Annotated in this window: 14 protein-coding genes; 11 read left to right on the top strand and 3 right to left on the bottom strand. The window is 67.3% G+C overall.

Features of this window, described 5'->3' with window-relative positions:
* Window positions 1-10: 10 nt before the first annotated feature.
* The 10 genes from QN358_RS01610 (at window position 11) to QN358_RS01565 (ending at window position 11754) form a co-directional block, all read left to right on the top strand.
* Window positions 11-1201, top strand: coding sequence for an SIS domain-containing protein (locus QN358_RS01610; RefSeq protein WP_136640304.1), 1191 nt, complete (start codon window positions 11-13; stop codon window positions 1199-1201).
* Window positions 1198-2316 carry a carbohydrate kinase family protein gene (locus QN358_RS01605; protein ID WP_323511376.1) on the top strand — a complete coding sequence of 373 codons (1119 nt, stop codon included), beginning with the start codon at window positions 1198-1200 and terminating at the stop codon, window positions 2314-2316. The genes QN358_RS01610 and QN358_RS01605 overlap by 4 nt, the downstream gene beginning before the upstream one ends.
* Window positions 2316-3029 (top strand): aspartate/glutamate racemase family protein, encoded by a 714-nt coding sequence (locus QN358_RS01600; RefSeq protein WP_136640306.1) that lies wholly within the window; start codon window positions 2316-2318, stop codon window positions 3027-3029. Before QN358_RS01605 ends, QN358_RS01600 begins: the two co-directional genes overlap by 1 nt.
* Window positions 3026-4654 (top strand): amidohydrolase family protein, encoded by a 1629-nt coding sequence (locus tag QN358_RS01595; RefSeq protein ID WP_323511373.1) that lies wholly within the window; start codon window positions 3026-3028, stop codon window positions 4652-4654. Before QN358_RS01600 ends, QN358_RS01595 begins: the two co-directional genes overlap by 4 nt.
* Window positions 4651-5538: a polysaccharide deacetylase family protein gene (locus QN358_RS01590; protein ID WP_136640307.1), complete on the top strand. Its 888-nt coding sequence runs from the start codon at window positions 4651-4653 to the stop codon at window positions 5536-5538. Before QN358_RS01595 ends, QN358_RS01590 begins: the two co-directional genes overlap by 4 nt.
* Window positions 5522-7423 carry an ABC transporter ATP-binding protein gene (locus tag QN358_RS01585; protein ID WP_136640308.1) on the top strand — a complete coding sequence of 634 codons (1902 nt, stop codon included), beginning with the start codon at window positions 5522-5524 and terminating at the stop codon, window positions 7421-7423. Before QN358_RS01590 ends, QN358_RS01585 begins: the two co-directional genes overlap by 17 nt.
* On the top strand, window positions 7420-8346 hold the full coding sequence (locus QN358_RS01580) for an ABC transporter permease (RefSeq protein ID WP_323511370.1): 927 nt from the start codon (window positions 7420-7422) through the stop codon (window positions 8344-8346). Before QN358_RS01585 ends, QN358_RS01580 begins: the two co-directional genes overlap by 4 nt.
* Window positions 8343-9329: an ABC transporter permease gene (locus QN358_RS01575; RefSeq protein WP_323511369.1), complete on the top strand. Its 987-nt coding sequence runs from the start codon at window positions 8343-8345 to the stop codon at window positions 9327-9329. The genes QN358_RS01580 and QN358_RS01575 overlap by 4 nt, the downstream gene beginning before the upstream one ends.
* A gap of 56 nt (window positions 9330-9385) precedes the next feature.
* On the top strand, window positions 9386-10978 hold the full coding sequence (locus QN358_RS01570; RefSeq protein ID WP_136640310.1) for an ABC transporter substrate-binding protein: 1593 nt from the start codon (window positions 9386-9388) through the stop codon (window positions 10976-10978).
* A 101-nt stretch (window positions 10979-11079) separates the two neighbouring features.
* A complete protein-coding gene (locus QN358_RS01565) occupies window positions 11080-11754 on the top strand; it encodes a GntR family transcriptional regulator (protein ID WP_136640311.1) in 675 nt (224 codons plus the stop codon).
* Window positions 11755-11778: 24 nt separating this feature from the next.
* Here QN358_RS01565 and QN358_RS01560 read toward each other — a convergent pair whose 3' ends face one another.
* Window positions 11779-12957: a glycoside hydrolase family 1 protein gene (locus QN358_RS01560; RefSeq protein WP_323511365.1), complete on the bottom strand. Its 1179-nt coding sequence runs from the start codon at window positions 12955-12957 to the stop codon at window positions 11779-11781.
* A gap of 65 nt (window positions 12958-13022) precedes the next feature.
* Entirely contained in the window at window positions 13023-13685 is a 663-nt protein-coding gene (locus tag QN358_RS01555; RefSeq protein ID WP_323511364.1) for a helix-turn-helix domain-containing protein, read from the bottom strand.
* Window positions 13686-13738: 53 nt separating this feature from the next.
* Between QN358_RS01555 and QN358_RS01550 the strand changes: the two genes are divergently transcribed.
* Complete coding sequence (locus QN358_RS01550) at window positions 13739-15988, top strand: glycoside hydrolase family 3 N-terminal domain-containing protein (RefSeq protein WP_416351945.1); 2250 nt, start codon at window positions 13739-13741, stop codon at window positions 15986-15988.
* Here the strand turns inward: QN358_RS01550 and QN358_RS01545 are convergent.
* Window positions 15960-16931 carry an SMP-30/gluconolactonase/LRE family protein gene (locus QN358_RS01545; protein WP_136640315.1) on the bottom strand — a complete coding sequence of 324 codons (972 nt, stop codon included), beginning with the start codon at window positions 16929-16931 and terminating at the stop codon, window positions 15960-15962. The two genes, QN358_RS01550 and QN358_RS01545, sit on opposite strands and share 29 nt — an antisense overlap.
* Window positions 16932-16937: the final 6 nt, after the last annotated feature.

Here is a 16937-nt window from a genome sequence, read left to right as displayed (position 1 = left end):
GCCCCACCTCATGACCACCACCCTCGACAGCCCCCTTCTCGGCCCCGACAGCCCGCTCGACGAGCGACAGAAAGCCGTTGTCGTGCGTGTCTCCGCGGCCGAGCGGGCGAGCATCCTGTCGCTGCCGACCGACGACCCGCTCGACGCGAAGCGCCGGCACCGGGTCGAGGTCACGAGAGATGAGATGTTCGGGCAGCCGCAGGCCATTCGGGCCACGTGGGCGCGAAACAGTGACGCGCTGGTCGAGATCAGCGCGCAGATCGCCGAGCGCACGACCGATCGCGTCTTTCTGGTCGGTGCCGGCGACTCGCTTGCCGTCATGATCGCGTCTCGCCGGGCACTCGAGTTGATGCTCGGGGTTCCGTGCGAACCCGTACCGAGCCTCGAGTTCGCGTATTACCAGCAGCATCTCGTGACCGAGCGAAGCATGGTGATCGCCCTGTCGAGTTCGGGCGAGACGACCCGAACGGTCGAGGCCGTGCTCGTGGCGCAGCATGCCGGCGCCCTGACCATCGCGCTCACGAACACCCCCGGCTCGTCGCTCGACCAGGAGAGTGAGCGCACGCTGCTCATCGAGGCGACGCGCGTGGGCTGGCCGACCCAGTCGTCGACGGCCGCGATCGCGCTGCTCATGAAGCTGGCCACCGAGGTCGGTGTGCGCCGGGGTGCTCCGGATGCCGCGCAACTGGTCGCCGAGTTGCAGACACTTCCCGACGTGATCGGCGATGTCTTGACGGCGAACGACGAGCCGATCGCCGAGATCGCCCGGGCAGAGGCCGCCCGAACCATGTACCTGTTCTCTGCGGGTGGACCGAACTGGGCGGCGGCGATCGTCGGTTCGGCCAAGGTGAAGGAGACCACACCCGACCACGCTGTCGAGATCGAGGTCGAGGAGTACCACCACTACAACACGCAGAAGCCGTTCGAGCCGCTGTTCATCTTCGCGCCGAGCGGGCCGTCGGTGCCGCGGGCCGTCGACACCGGCCGCGATGCCCGGCGTTACGGCGGCCAGCTGTACGTGATCACCACGACCGGCGAGCACGCGTTCGACGAGCACGCGAACGCCGTGCTCACGGTGCCGCCGATCACCGAGGCGCTGAGCTCGCTCGTCTACCTGGTGCCGGCCCAGATGATCGGGTACCACCTCGGCATGGCGAAGTTCGCGGCCGCCGAGCGGGCGCTCGCCGAGGGCGCCCGGTGACGTCGCCCGCCCGCGCCACCCGCGCCGGCCGCGGAGCCGTGTCGTCGCTGGTCTGCATCGGCAACCTCACGATCGACGAAGCCGTTCACGATGCCCCGGTCGTCGAGGCGCCTGGTGCTCTGCCGGGCGTGCTGCCTGCCGCCGCGCCGGGCTCCCTGCGCGACGCGGCGCTTGACGCCCTGCCGGGCACCGTGCCTGCCGCGGCGCATCCGGGCGCGACGGGCGAACGCATCCGCAGCGCACCGGCGATGGGCGGCGATGCCGCGTACGCCGCTCTGGCCGCTCGCCTGAACCTCGCCGACGTTCGGATGCTGGCGCCCATCGGCACCGATCTGCCCGGCTCGTTCTTCGACGCCTTGGCCGCAGCCGGCGTGACGACCGCCGATCTGCCGCACCGCGCCCTCCCCACCGTGCGCAACGTCATCGACTACTTCGGCGACGGAACGCGCCGTTGGAACATGCTCTGCTCCGAGGCCGACTTCGATGCCCTCTCGGTGTACCCGGCCGACGTGCCCGCGTGGGCGCTCGACGCCGACGCCATTCTCATCTCGGCGATGAGCCTCGAGTCGCAGCTGGCCCTCACGCCGTGGCTTCGCGCGAACTCTGCCGCGACCCTCTACCTCGATCTGCAGGAGGACTACCTCGAGGGCACCAGAGACGCTCTGTTCGGCATCATCGCCGCGTGCGACGTGTTCATGCCCAGCGAGATCGAGGCGCGCACCCTGGCCGAAACGAACGACCTGACCGCCGCCGGCCGCCTCTTTCAGTCGCTCGGCCCCGGCATCGTGGTCATCAAGCGGGCCGAACACGGCTGCCTCGTGTTCGACGGCGACACTGTCACCGCGGTGGCCACCGCGCCGATCGATGCCGTCGACAGCACCGGTGCCGGCGACGCGTTCTGCGGAGCCTTCGCCGCCACTCACGTTCAGACCGGCGACGCCATCGAGGCGGCCCGCGCCGGTGCGGCTGCCGCAGCCATCGCCATCAGCGGCTTCGGCATCGACGCCCTGGCCGCGGCGGCCATCGAGCACGTTGCACCCCGCGAGCACGTTGCACCCCGCGATCACGTTGCACCCCGCGACCACGTAGCCCACCGCGAAGTCGGTGCCCGCTGATGCGCATCGCCATCGTGAACCCCAACACCACCTCGTCGATGACCGACACCGTCGTCGCTTTCGCCGCGTCGTCTGCCCGGGCAGACACCACCCTCGTCGGCGTCACCCCCCTGACCGGGGCCCCGAGCATCGAGACCCACATCGACGAGGTGCACGGCGCGGCCTCGGTGCTGTTCGAGATCGAGCGGCTCGAGAGCGGCCCCACGGATGGTCGCCCTGACGCCTACGTCATCGCATGCTTCGGTGACACCGGCCTGCCGGGCGCCCGCGAGGCGGCCTCGGGCCCGGTCGTCGGCATGACCGAAGCCGCGCTGATGACCGCCGCGCTGTTGGCGCACCGGTTCACGATCATCACGATGCCCGCTCGCACCATGGAGCAGTCCGACCGCGTCGTGCGAACCCTCGGAATGGGCCACCGCGTCACCGTTCGGGCCGTCGACGAGCCCGTCGCCGAGGTGACGAATGGCTCGCTGCACCTGCTCGAACTGTTCGTGGCCGAAGCGCGCCGGGCGATGACAGACGATCACGCCGAAGCGATCGTTCTCGGATGCGCGGGGCTCGCCGATCTCGTCGAGCCTCTCACCGCCGCGCTCGGTGTGCCCGTGATCGAGGGTGTCGCCGCCGCGATCACGCTGGCCGAAGGACTGGTTGCACAGGGGCTGTCGACGTCGCGCGCCAGCACGTGGGGTCGAGCGGGAGGAATGGTCTCGTGAGCATCCTCTTCACCGACGTCTATATCTACGACGCCGAGGCCGAGTCGGGCATGTTCGGGCCCACCGACGTGCTCGTTCGGGGCAACCGCATCGACACGATCGGGGCCGGAGCGCGCCTCGCGTTCGAATTGAACGCCGACATCACGGGCGGAGCGGTGGCTGGCGCTGACGCCGGTTCTCACACTGGCGCAGGGGCTCGCACAGACACCGCATCGCAGAGCCGGCAATCGCAGCCAGAGACCCATCGCATCATCGACGGAGCGCGCCACCACCTGCTGGTTCCCGGTCTCATCAACGCGCACTTCCACTCGCCCGCGAACCACCTCAAGGGCTCGCTTCGGAGCCTGCCGCTCGAACTCTTCATGCTCTACGAATCTCCCGCCGACCCGGCCCTCACGCCCTCTCCGCGCGAGGCGTACCTGCGCACAATGCTCGCCGCGCTCGAGATGCTGCGAACCGGAACCACCAGCGTGCAAGACGACGCATTTCTCATGCCCTTCCCCACCCCCGAGATCATCGATGCTGTCATGCAGGCGTATGCCGATTGCGGCATACGAGCATCGGTGGCGCTTGACCAGCCCGAACTCAGCGAAGCCGAGAAGCTGCCGTTCATTGCTGAGACAGCCGACGAACAGCTTCGGCGCTCACTGCAGAACCCCGCGCCCCTCGACGCTGCGGGGTTGCTCGAGGCGTATGACTATCTGCTGGCGCGCTGGCACAGAGCCGAGGGCGGCCGGCTGACGGCAGCGGTGTCGATCTCGGCGCCGCAGCGGGTCAGCCCGCAGTACTTCGAAGCGATCGACGAGCTCAGCCGCACCCACACCGTGCCGCTGTTCGCCCACATGCTCGAAACGAAGGTGCAGCGCACCCTCGCAGAGCACCAGCCGCGTTTTGCGGGCCGCTCCCTCATCGAGTACACGGCTGACCTCGGTCTGCTGAGCGAGCGGATGAACGTCATACATGCCGTGTGGGTCGACGACGCCGATCTGGCCCTCGTCGCCGCAGCCGGTGCGACGATCGCTCACAACCCGGTGAGCAATCTGCGCCTCGGCAGCGGAGTGGCACCGTTTCGCCGCATGAAAGACTTCGGCATCACCGTGAGCCTCGGTATCGACGAGGCGATCTGCGACGACAGCGCCAACATGTGGGGTGTCGTGAAGGCGGCCGGGCTGATTCACAACGTCTCGGGTCTTGACAGCGACCTGTGGCCGTCGGCCGCCGAAGTGCTCGACAGTCTCTGGCGCGGTGGGGCATCCGCGATGCTGCAATCGCACCAGCTGGGCGCCGTGCGGGAAGGATACCTCGCCGACCTGGCGATGCTCGACCTGCACTCGAGTGCGTTCACGCCCTTCAACGACCTGCGCGGCCAACTCGTGTACTGCGAAGCGGGCGGCAGCGTGCGCCTGACCGTCGTGAACGGCGCGGTGGTCTTCGAGAACGGAGCCGTCACGACGGTCGACGAGACCGCCCTGCTCGACGAGGCCCGCGAGCTGTTCGCAGAGAAACTGCCCGTGATCGAGCGGGCCAGACGCAACGAAGACGCGAACTTCGGGCACTACCAGGCGATGGTTCGCCGTGCCGCAGCAACAGATGTCGGCATGACCCGATGGATCGGAAACTCATGAGCTCGCTCAGCACCCACGATCGTTACGACTACGCGCCCATCGCCAGTCGCGCACAGGCGCCCTGGCCCGACGATAAGAAGCTCGCCCTCTATATAGCGGTGGGCATCGAGGATTACCACTTCGGCGACGGGCACGTCGAGAACCTGCTCGACGGTGTGCCCGCACCCGACCTCGTGAACGCCAGCTGGCGCGACTACGGCAACCGGGTGGGTGCGTTCCGCCTGCTGAAGCGACTCGAGTCTTTCGGCATTCGGCCGACCATCCTGCTGAACACTGCCGTCTACGATTCGGCGCCCGAGCTGCTCGCCGAGGCCCGGCGGCAGGGCGCCGAGATAGTGGGGCACGGGGTGTCGAACTCCGACTCGCTCGAAGGACTGAACGAGGCCGACGAATTGGCCTACCTCGACGAGGTCGCCGGGCGTATCGAACTCGAAGAGGGCGCGCGGCCGGCCGGATGGTCGAGCCCCTGGTTGACGCACACCGAGAGCACGCTCGATCTGCTCGCCGAGGCCGGTTACCGCTACGTGATGGACCTGCGTCTCGACGACCAGCCGGTGTGGTTGAACACCCGCAGCGCTCCGCTACTCGCGATGCCGTACGGCCTCGAACTGAATGACAGCACGTCGATGATCGGTCGCGGGGTGGCGCCCAGCGAGTTCGCCGACATGATCATCGACGAATTCGACGAGCTGCTCGCGGCGGCGATCGACGAGGGAAAGCCGCTCGTCATGAGCATCATCGTGCACTCCTTCATCTCGGGTGTTCCCTTCCGGTTGAAACAGCTGACGAGGGCGCTCGAACACATCGCGGCCCATGCCGATCAGGTCTGGTTCACCCAGCCCCGCGAGATCTACGAGGTGGTGGCCCATGCTCACGCCGAGTGACGACAGGAGCGCCGCGTCGATTTCAGGCCTGACACTCAGCCTCGAACGCGACGGAGTGCGCTCGAACGTGCTGCGCGGCATCGACCTCGAGGTTCTGCCCGGCGAGATCATCGGGCTGGTCGGTGAGAGCGGTTCGGGCAAGAGTGTGCTGGCACTGGCGCTGATGGGTCTGCTGCCCGAGCGCTCGAATCCCGTGGTGGGCGGCAGCATCCGCGTAGCCGGAGTCGACATGGTCGACGGCCGGCCCGATGAGCTGCGGGCTGTGCGCCGCGACGAACTCGGCGTCATCTTTCAAGACCCGATGACCTCGCTGAACCCGACTATGCGCATCGGCGCCCAGGTGACCGAATCGAGCCGAAACGCAGCCGAGTCGCTGAGGCTGATGTCTGCGGTCGGCATTGCCGACGCCGAGCTGCGCTTCACGGTCTTTCCGCACGAACTCTCGGGCGGCCTGCGGCAGCGCGTCATGGCGGCCATTGCCGTCGCCGGCAAGCCGTCGCTGATCATCGCCGACGAACCGACCACCGCGCTCGATGTCACCGTTCAGGCGCAGGTGCTCGACCTGCTGAGAGAGCTGCGCGACGAGTTCGGCTGCAGCGTTGTTCTGATCACGCACGACCTCGCCGTCGCGGGTCAGATCGCCGACCGCATCGCCGTGCTCTACGCGGGTCGCATCGCCGAGATCGGCCCGGCGGCCGACGTGCTGCACGCGCCCACGCACCCCTATACCGTCGGGCTTCTGCGCTCGCGGTTGTCACTTAGCACGCCCCGCGACCTCGAGTTGCAGACACTGCGGCCCGAGACCGCATCGGCCGGCGAACGGATGCTCGGCTGCGCGTATCACTCACGCTGCCCCCTTGCCGTGCCCGAGTGCCGGGCCGAACAGCCGCCGCTCGTCTCGGTGGCGGCGCCCGCGACCGCGACGGACACGGAGACCGCATTCGAGAACGAGCCCGCGGCAACGACCGCGACCGCGACAGTGACCGCGGCAGCACCAGCGCCCGCGACGAGCCACGACCGTGCCTGCTGGCGCAGCGTCGACGACGTGCAGGGGTTCATCCACACCGGCGTGAGCGCGGCATCCGTTCTGCCCGTCAGCGTTTCGGGTGCAGCCCGAGAACCGGCCGTGCGCGTCACCGACCTCACCGTCACCTTCAGCCTCAAGACGGGCTGGCGGGGCCGGGGGCGGGGCGGTGGTCGCACCTCACCCGCCGAAGTCCGCGCGCTCCGCGGCGTGAGCCTTCAGATTCAGCCGGGCGAAGCAGTGTCGATCGTCGGCGAGAGCGGGTCGGGCAAATCGACCCTGCTGCGGGTCATCGGTGGTCTCACTCCCGCCACCTCAGGCAGCGTCACCCTTGCCGGCGGCGGCGCGCAGATGGTCTTTCAAGACGCCGGCTCGTCGCTCACGCCCTGGCTCACGGTGGGCGAGATGCTGCGCGAGCGGCTGCTGCCGCTGAAGCTCAGCCGGCCTGAGAGCCAGAAGCGCATCGACCACGCACTGACTGCCATCGGGTTGCCCCTCACCGTGGCGCGTGTTCGGCCCTCTGAGCTGTCGGGCGGCCAGCGGCAACGCGTGGCGCTCGCCCGCGCCACCATCATCGCCCCGGCCGTGCTGCTCTGCGACGAGCCGACCAGCGCGCTCGACGCGTCTCTCGCTGCGAGCGTGCTCAACCTCATTCGCGAGATGCGCAAAGAGCTGGAGATGACGGTGCTCTTCGTCACCCACGACCTCTCGGTGGCCAGGCTGATGGGCGACCGCATTGTGGTCATGACCCACGGCGAGATCGTCGAGGTCGGGCCGTCGGCTGACGTCATCGAGCGCCCCTCGCACCCGTACACCCAGGCGCTGCTCGCTTCAGTTCCCGAAATAGGGGTGTTGTCATGAGCGCGTCTGACCCGAACGAAATCCTCCTGCCGCCACTTGAAACCGTCTCGACCGTCACCGGAGCGCCCGAGGTCATCTCGCCGCGGTTCCGGATGCCCGGCTTCCCCCGCGGGCAGAGAACACCGGGTCGGCGGCTCAGCTGGGTCATCATCGCCCTGCTCATCGCCCTCACCCTGCTCGCGATCTTCGCTCGCCTGCTCGCCCCCTTCGACCCGGTGCAGCCGGCCAGCGGGCTGAACCTGCCCCCGGGTACGCCCGGAAACCTGCTCGGCACCGACTCGATCGGCCGCGACCTGATCTCGCGCACGCTCTACGGTATTCAGGTCAGCTGGTTCGCAGCGCTCATCGTGGTGGCCTCTGGCCTCATCATCGGCGGTCTCATCGGCACGCTCGCCGGAGTGTTCGGCGGCTGGCTCGACAACCTGCTGATGCGCTTCACAGACCTCTTTCTCGCCCTGCCCGGCACGCTCGTCGCGATCGCCATCGTGGCCGCGCTCGGCTACAACCTGCAGAACACGCTGCTCGGCATCGCCATCGTCTGGTGGCCGTACTACGCCCGCATCATTCGCGGCGAAGTGAAGTCGCTCGCTTCCCGGCCGCACGTCGAGGCGGCCCGGCTTGCCGGAACCAGCCGCACCCGCATCGTCTTTCGACACATCATCCCGGGGGTGATCCCGACGGCGATCGTCACGGCCAGCCTCGACATCGGCAACGTGGTTCTGCTGCTCGCGGGTCTGTCGTTCCTCGGTCTCGGCCAGCCGGCCCCGGCGCCCGAACTCGGGGCCGATACGGCCCGAAACCTCGGGCAGCTTCTGACCGAACCGTGGATCCCGATCATCCCTGGCCTCGCCGTTCTGATGCTCAGTCTCATTGCCAATCTCGGCGGCGACGCCGTGCGCAACCTGATCGGAGGCCGGCGATGACCCGCTTCATCGTTCGGCGACTGGCCTCGGCCGTCGTTCTCATTCTGGTTCTCTCCGCGGTGATCTTCGTTCTGCAGTCGGTCTCGACCGGCGACCCTGTGAAGGCCTACCTCGGCGCCAATGCTTCGCCGGCCGCCATCGCTGCCGAACGCCAGGCGCTCGGGCTGAACGACCCCTTGCCCGTGCGGTACGTGAACTTCATCGTGAACCTCGTGCACGGCGACCTCGGCATCTCGTTTCGCACCCACCGCCCCGTCGTGACCGACCTCCAGACCTTTCTGCCGGCGACGATCGAGCTCGTGATCTGGTCGTTCGTCTTCGCAGTGTTATTGGGCGGCATCTTCGCTGTCTCTGGTGCGCTGCGGTGGCGGGGCAGCTCGATCTTTCGCGCGCCACTGCTTGTTCTCGCGACGGCGCCGCCGTTTCTGCTGGCGCTCGGCGGAATCGTTCTGTTCTATGCGCAGCTGGGCATCCTGCCGGCCAACGGCCGTGGCCCCGGCGAAACAGGGCCGACGGGTTTTCTGCTGATCGACACCCTGGTAGCGGGCGACCCGGCGGGTTTCGCCAGCGCGGCGCAACACCTGCTGCTGCCCGCGGTCGTTCTGGCCATCGCCCCAGCCATCGCCATCGGTCGCATCATGCGCTCGAGCCTCGAGAACACCCTCGGCGCCGACTACGTGCGCACCGCCGAGTCGAAAGGGCTCACGCCGTTTCGTGTGCTGCGACGCCACGTCGTACGCAACTCGATCGGCCCCGGGCTCTCGATGGCGGGCCTCCAACTCGGGTTCATGTTCGCCGGCGTCGTGGTGGTCGAACAGATCTTCAGCTGGCCGGGCATCGGCAACTACCTGGCCGCCAGCATCCCCACCTCAGATTTTCCTGCCATCGCCGGCGTCACCCTCGTGCTCGGAACGATCTACATCGTTGCGAATGCGCTGGTCGACGTTCTCCAAGCCATCGCCGACCCGCGCCTGAATGCGTGAGCCGTCGATCAGCACCACCCGCACCACCACCACCCCTCGCAAACCAAGGAGTTGAAGTGAAGCTGTCTCTCAATCGCAAGCGCACCCGTGCTGCCATCGCCGCCCTGGCGATCCTGCCGCTGCTCGCGCTCGCGGCCTGTTCGTCGAGCTCGTCGAGCGCGAAAGCAAACCCGGCGCCCACCAACGCAACGCTCACCGTCGGGCTGCTCGGCGACATCGGCCAGCCGCCAGACCCTGACGTCTACTACGCCAACAACGGCCTCGCCATCGTGCTCAACACGTACGAGGGCCTCGTTCAGTACACCAACAACCTCGACCACGTGGCATACTCGCCGCGCCTGGCCACCTCGTGGACCGTCTCGCCCGACAACACCGTCTACACCTTCACACTGCGAAGCGGGGTCACGTTCCACGACGGCACCCCGTTCACCTCGGCCGCAGTGAAGGCGTCGTTCGACCGCCGTACCGCCGTCGCCGGTGGGGCCGCGTACATGACGGCAGGCATCACGTCGGTTGCGACTCCGGATGATCTGACCGCCGTCGTCACGCTGAACGCCCCCAACTCGGCCTTCCTCGACTACCTCGCCTCGCCGTTCGGGCCGAAGATGGAGTCGCCGACCGGCCTCGCCGCCAACGCCGGCACCGACAATGCCCAGACCTACCTGCAGACCCACGACCTCGGCACCGGCCCCTACATGCTGACCGATGCCGAGGTGGGCACGAAGTACGGCCTCACGCAGTACGACAAGTACTGGGGCACCGTCTCGCCGTTCAAGACCGTCAACCTGCCGGTCTACAGCGACGCGTCTGCCCTGCAGCTCGCCATCAACAGCGGCGACGTCAGCGTGAGCGTGGCGAACCTCCCGTCGACGAGCCTGTCGAAGTACGAGAACAACGCGACGTTCAACAGCGACCTGCTGCCCACCCTGCAGTCGGCGCTGATCACCACGAACCCGAGCAAGTCGTTCTTCGCCACCAAACAGGCTCGGCAGGCGTTCATGTCGTCGATCGACCAGACCAAGCTCGTCAGCCAGGTTCTGGGCGACCGCTCAGAGCCGGCCACCACTCTGTACGCCAAAGGCATGATCACCGACGGCAGCGACAAGCAGAACATCAGCTACGACCCCACAGCGATGGCGGCCTACGCCAAGACGCTTCCGTCGGGCACCCCGATGGTGCTGGGCTACGCCTCTGACAACACCAATGCCCAGGCCATGGCGAACATCGTGGCTGCGAACCTGCAGACCGACGGCATCCAGGCGACCGCGCAGGGCTTCCCCACCTCTCAGGTGTTCGGCTGGGCGAACGACCCGACCACCGGGCCCGACGCCTTCATCGACGGCAACAACGGCCCCGATGGCGGCAGCCCGTACATGTGGGGCCACGTCTTCTGGGACAAAACCGGCGGCATCAACTATTTTCTCTGCGATGACCCGAGCACCGACGCCGACCTGAACCAGGCCGTGCAGACGGGTGACACGGCCCTGTACGCCAAGGCCGCCCAGACCTACTCGGCGACCGGATGCTACATGAACCTGTCGTACAACAAAGACTGGGTCGTCTCGCAGAAGTGGCTGACGGGCGTCGCCGCCGCGCAGAACCTCGGTGCCAACGAGCTCGACTTCAGCATGCTCGGCATTGCCAAGTAGCACAGCACCAGTAATACAGTCGTACATCATCACCTGATGGTGGCGGGCAGAGTCATCGCTCTCGCCCGTCACCCTCAGTACCCTTTCAAGAGAAAGTCACCATGACCGTCGAGACAGATGCTCCGATCGAAGCTGAACGACCCGACTCCCTCTCCAGGCAGGCCTACCTCGCCGTTCGTGAAGGCATCATCCGGGGCCGATACCCGCAGGGTTCGCGTCTCGCAGAGCAGCGCCTCGCCGAAGAACTGCAGGTGTCGCGAGTGCCGCTGCGTGAAGCCGTGCCTCAACTCGAACGAGACGGCTTCGTTCGCACCTACCCCCGTCGCGGAGCCGTTGTGCTCAAGTGGGACGCGAAGACGGTCGACGACCTCTTCGACCTTCGCCTCTGCCTCGAGGTGGGCGCCGCCCGTTTCGCCGCTCGTCAGGTCTCCCGGGGTGCCTCGATGCAGGTGCTCGACAGCGCCCTGAAATACTCCCAAGACGTCGTTCACGAGGGTGACGCGTACAAAATCGCCCAGGCCAGCACCTGGTACCACGAGGCGATCGTCGACCTTGCCGACAACGAACTGATGACGACCCTGATGCGATCGGTCACGGGCCGCATGCTCTGGCTGTTCTACCTCACCTCGAAACTCGATGCCGACGACGCGTTCGAAGACCACGTGACGCTGCGCGACGCCATCGCCTCGGGCAACGAACGGGTCGCCGAATCGGTGGCCTACGCCCACATCGAGCGCGACCGGGTGCCGTCGTTCACGGCGCTCGACACGGTCTGATCAGCCCCGACTATCGTCGCCCGGTCACTCGGGCAGCCCGTTGTTCTGTGCGACCGCCCCCAGCCACGCGAGGCTCGGCTTGGGGGTTCGCACGAACGACTCGCGGTCGACGGCGATGAGGCCGAACGTCGGCCGAAAGCCGCTCGCCCATTCGTAGTTGTCGAGGGCGCTCCAGTGCTGGTAGCCGAGCACCGTGATTCCATCGGCGATCGCGGCGTGGAGCCCCCGCAGCGCGCCGTCGGTGTAGTCGATGCGGCGTTCGTCGTCGGCCGTCGCGATGCCGTTCTCGGTGACCATGACGGGTACGTGCTCGCTGAGCTCCCACGCGGCTCGAACGCCGAGCTCGAGCGCCGGGGGAAAGAATTCCCAGCCGGTGAGCGTGGTTTCGACGTCGTCGGAGACGGGGAGGGGCCCGTCAGGCCCGATGAACGTGCGGGTGTAGGCCTGCACTCCGACGAAGTCGTCGCCGCGGGCATTCTCGAGGTACCAGTCGTCGCTCGAATAGCGGTAGTCGCGAAGCGTTTCGTCGGCGCCGGGCTCGCCGGTCGAATGAAATGCCTGGGTCGCGATCGTCCATCCGGTCTTCAGCCCGCTCACCGAGGAGAGCACCTCGCGCGAGGCTCTGTGCGAGGCGAGCAGTGCGTCGGCAACGGCGAGGTCGGGGCGAGGGAGCCCGAAGGCGACCAGATTCGAGGCGGTCTCGCCGCCGGCGAGCATGGCCGCGATGTTCGGTTCGTTGATGGTGCAGACGTACTCGACGCCCTCTGACACGATCGGTACGATCGCCTCGGTGAACCGGGCGAACAGCGAGGGGGCCTCGGGGTTACGCCAGAACCCGCGCGCGAACATCCACTGCGGCACAGTGAAGTGCAGCAGTGACACGACGGGTTCGAGCCCGAACTCGTGGGCGGCGTCGACCATGCGGCGGTAGTGGTCGATCTCTGCGCGGGAGAAGAACCCGGGTTCTGGCTCGATGCGGCTCCATTCGAGGCTGAAGCGGTACGACGTCAGACCGGCGTCGGCGAGCAGCTTCATGTCTTCTCTGTAGCGGTGGTAGCTGTCCATGGCGTCGCCGCTGGGTTCGACGATGGCGGTTCCCGGGGTGTGCTCTTTCACCCACCAGTCGTTGTTGGTGTTGTTGCCCTCGATCTGGTGGGCTGCGGTGGCGGCACCCCACAGAAAGCCCTTCGGAAATGTCAGCACGGTGTTGCTCCTGGTTCTGGTTCTGGTTCTGGTTCTGGTGGTGAAAGTGAAATGAGGTTGCGGCATCAGGCGCGTTCGAGAATGGATGCCCGGGGCTCGAGCACCGAGGCCAGAATTGCGTCGATCGCGAATTCGTTGGCGGCGACAAGGTCGACGTTCGTCGGGTCGAGCAACCACTGCACCTGCAGGCCGTCCATCACGGCCAGAATGGCGGCGGCCGCGAGGGAGGCCTGTGCCGGCGGTACGACTCCGCGCTCAGCGCAGATCATTTCGAAGGCCTGCAGAGCCTCGGCGCGCAGGGTCTGATACCGGCTCACGAAGTAGTCGCGGGCGGGGTGGCCCTCTGTGACCGATTCGGCCGACAGTACGACGAAGGTCTGCACGAGCCCGGCGCGGTGGGCGTTGCTCAATGCCGTCGTCACCAAGTGGCGAAAGAACTCGATGCCGTCGGGCACACGCTGGCCCGGCAGGTTCTGCACGTCGGTGTCGTCGCGAAACTGCAGAACGTCGAGAAGGAGCTGATGCTTCGAGCCGAAGTGGTGCAGGATGCCCGCGTGGGTCATGTTCACCTGCTGCGCTATCTCGGCCAGCGTGCTGTTGCTGTACCCCTTGCGGCCGAACACCTCGACGGCCGCCTCAAGAATCTCGTTGCGGCGCACGGCGGTCTGGGCGTGCGGGCGCGACTTTCGTCGCGGTGTCGGCGCTCGGCCGTCGGGCGATTCGGTCATGAAGCGAGCGTAGCGCTCGGAGCTTGAATACTTACTAACAAGAAGGTAACTTTATTCGCGTGATCACCTACCTCGACCCGACCGAGTCCATCGGCGCCCGCGTCTTCGACCTGCTTGCCCGCATGACGCTCGAAGAGAAGGTCGGGCAGATGATGCAGCTCGATGCGCGAGACGACATCGAAGATCACGTGCTCAGCACGCACGTCGGGTCGATTCTGCACGCCTCGCCCGACAGGCTCGAGCTGGCGCAGCGGCTGACGGCTCAGACGTGCCTGCGAATTCCGCTCATCGTGGGAGAAGACTGCATCCACGGCCACTCCTTCTGGATCGGCGCGACAATCTTTCCCACCCAGCTCGCCATGGCGGCGTCGTGGAACCCCGAACTGATCGAGCAGGTGGCGAGGGCCACCGCGGTCGAAGTCTCGGCGACGGGGATTCACTGGACCTTCTCTCCTGTGCTCTGCATTGCGCGCGACCTGCGGTGGGGCCGCGTCGGCGAGACCTTCGGCGAAGACCCCTTTCTCATCGGCGAGCTGGCCTCTGCGATGGTGCGCGGGTACCAGGGCACCGGGCTGAGCGACCCGACCGCCATTCTGGCGACGGCGAAACACTTCGCGGGGTACTCAGAGACCCAGGGTGGGCGCGATGCGAGCGAGGCCGACATCTCGATGCGCAAGCTGCGCTCGTGGTTCCTGCCCCCGTTCGAGCGGGTGGCAAGGGAGGGCTGCCGCACCTTCATGCTCGGCTACCAGTCGATCGACGGCGTGCCCATCACCGTGAACGACTGGCTTCTGAACGACGTGCTGCGGGGGGAGTGGGGCTACACCGGAACCCTCATCACCGACTGGGACAACGTGGGCCGCATGGTGTGGGAGCAGCAGGTGCAACCCGACTACGCACACGCGTCGGCTGCCGCGGTGCACGCGGGCAACGACATGGTGATGACCACGCCAGGGTTCTTTCGTGGCGCACTCGATGCCATCGAACTCGGCCTGCTGGCCGAATCCGACCTCGATGCCGCCGTCGCGCGTATTCTCACGCTCAAGTTCGAGCTCGGCCTCTTCGAGAACCCCCGCTTGCCGGATCTCGAGAGGCAGCGGGCATCCATCGCCAACTCGAGTCACACCGACCTCAACCGCGAGATCGCCAGGCGTTCCGTGGTGCTCCTGCAGAACGACGGAGTGCTGCCGCTGCCGGCTGCCGAGCCGGCGCCCCGGCGCATTGCGCTCGTCGGGCCACTGATCGACGACGCTCAGACCCAGCTCGGTGACTGGGCCGGCGCGTCAGGGCAAGCGGGGTGGCTTCCCGACGGCCAGCCTCGGCACATGATCACGACGGTGTTCGATGGGTTGAGCACGCTGCTGCCGGCCGGCTGGGAGCTCACGGCGAACGTCGGCGCGGAGATTCTGCGGCTGCGGCCCGACCCGTCGGGAACGAACTTTCCCGACGGCCAGCCCCGCCCGCCTGTCGCGATCGCGTGCGAACCCGACGCCGAGCTGATCGCCGCGGCCCTCGACGCCGCGCACGCTGCCGACTACGTCATCGCCGTGGTGGGTGACCGAATCGAACTCGTCGGTGAGGGCCGCTCGACGGCGACCCTCGAGCTGGTCGGCGCACAGATCGCGCTGCTCGATGCCCTGGCCGCCACGGGAAAGCCGCTGATCGTCGTACTGATGGCGTCGAAGCCGCTGGTGCTTCCTCCGTCTGCGCTGAACGCGGCCGCCATCGTCTGGGTGGCGAGCCCGGGAATGGAAGGCGGCCGCGCCATCGCCGAACTCGTGCTGGGTCTCGTCGAACCGTCGGGCCGGCTGCCGATCTCGTTCGCACGGCACGCAGGCCAGCAGCCGACGTACTACAACCAGATTCGTGGGCAACACGGTGACCGGTACGCCGATCTCACACAGAGCCCCGCGTTCGCGTTCGGAGAAGGGCTGTCGTACAGCCGCGTCGAGTATTCAGGCCTGCGGCTGCAGCAGACCGAACTGAACCGCGACGGCACCGTCACGGCCGAGATCACCCTGCAGAACGTCGGTTCGCGAACTGCGGTCGAGACGGTGCAGGCGTATGTCAGCGACACGGTCACGTCTGTCAGCTGGGCGTTCAAAGAGCTCAAAGCCTTTCGCCAGGTCACTCTGGCTGCGGGAGAAACGGCCGTGGTCACCATTGACGTACCGGTAGCCGAGTGCAGCGTGGTCGATGCTCGCGGCAACCGAATCGTCGAAGCCGGCGAGTTTCGGATGCTCGTCGGCCCGTCTTCGCGCGATGACACCCTGCTCAGTGCGGGGTTCCTCGTGGTCGACTGACGGAGGGCCAGAGGGTCGAGACCACTCCACGCTGGCCTGGGGTCGAGCGGTAGAGCAGGCCAGCCGCAGAATCGACCGTGTCGACCGCTTCGACCGTGTCGACCGCTTCGACAGTGTTACCGCCGACAGCGCTGCCCCGGGCATCCGGTGCCGGCTGCTCGCGCGCCGTCGTGATGTAGAGCGTTTCGAGGTCGACGCCACCGAAGGCGACGGCTGTGACGAGGCGCGTAGGTAGCTCGACGGTCGCCAGAACCGTACCGTCGAGCGCGAAGCGCCGCACCGCGCCGCCGTTCCAGAACGCGCACCAGAGAGCGCCTTCCGCGTCGAGCGTGAGGCCGTCGGGTACGCCGTCGAAGCGGGAGACGTCGATGCTTCCTGTCTGCTCGAGCAGGTCGCCGGTCTCGGGCTCTACCGACCACAGGGCGATGCTGCGGGTCATCGAGTCGACGTACGCCAGCAGATCGGGCCGCGGCCAGGCGAGACCGTTCGGGCAGCCGAGCCCGGTGAGTACCGCAACCGCGGGGTTCTGGCCCGTGACCCGGTAGAGCACGCCGTCGTGCGGCGGGTCGCCCGCGTTCCACCGCATGGTTCCGGCGTAGACGCGCCCCGCGGGGTCGACGGCAGCATCGTTCATGCGGCGCTCGCCGAGTTCGGCCTCGATGGGCACGATGATGACGCTCTCGCCGGTTGCCGGGTCGAAGAGCTCCACCCCGGCCGTTGTCGCGAGCAGCAGCCGGCCGTCGGCCGCAACGTTCACCGCACCGGCAGCCCGGGGAAGGGTGTGGGTGGTCACCCGGCCGTCAGCGTGCAGCGCGTGAAGCGAACTGCCGATGATGTCGACCCACCAGAGCACGCCGCGCTGGGCATCCCACCGAGGCGATTCGCCGAGCTCGGAGATCGTGTGCGACGCGACGTCGAGCGAGCCACCTGCCCTCAGGTGCATCGAACC

Source organism: Subtercola sp. RTI3, assembly GCF_035018625.1.
GTDB lineage: Bacteria > Actinomycetota > Actinomycetes > Actinomycetales > Microbacteriaceae > Subtercola > Subtercola vilae.
This window is presented reverse-complemented; position numbering and strand designations above follow the sequence as displayed.

Excerpts from the sequence above, each read along its gene's own strand:
- QN358_RS01610 (WP_136640304.1), top strand. The coding sequence starts at position 11 with ATGACCACCACCCTCGACAGCCCCCTTCTCGGCCCCGACAGCCCGCTC.
- QN358_RS01600 (WP_136640306.1), top strand. The coding sequence starts at position 2,316 with ATGCGCATCGCCATCGTGAACCCCAACACCACCTCGTCGATGACCGAC.
- QN358_RS01590 (WP_136640307.1), top strand. The coding sequence starts at position 4,651 with ATGAGCTCGCTCAGCACCCACGATCGTTACGACTACGCGCCCATCGCC.
- QN358_RS01585 (WP_136640308.1), top strand. The coding sequence starts at position 5,522 with ATGCTCACGCCGAGTGACGACAGGAGCGCCGCGTCGATTTCAGGCCTG.
- QN358_RS01580 (WP_323511370.1), top strand. The coding sequence starts at position 7,420 with ATGAGCGCGTCTGACCCGAACGAAATCCTCCTGCCGCCACTTGAAACC.
- QN358_RS01575 (WP_323511369.1), top strand. The coding sequence starts at position 8,343 with ATGACCCGCTTCATCGTTCGGCGACTGGCCTCGGCCGTCGTTCTCATT.
- QN358_RS01565 (WP_136640311.1), top strand. The coding sequence starts at position 11,080 with ATGACCGTCGAGACAGATGCTCCGATCGAAGCTGAACGACCCGACTCC.
- QN358_RS01555 (WP_323511364.1), bottom strand. The coding sequence starts at position 13,685 with ATGACCGAATCGCCCGACGGCCGAGCGCCGACACCGCGACGAAAGTCG.
- QN358_RS01545 (WP_136640315.1), bottom strand. The coding sequence starts at position 16,931 with ATGCACCTGAGGGCAGGTGGCTCGCTCGACGTCGCGTCGCACACGATC.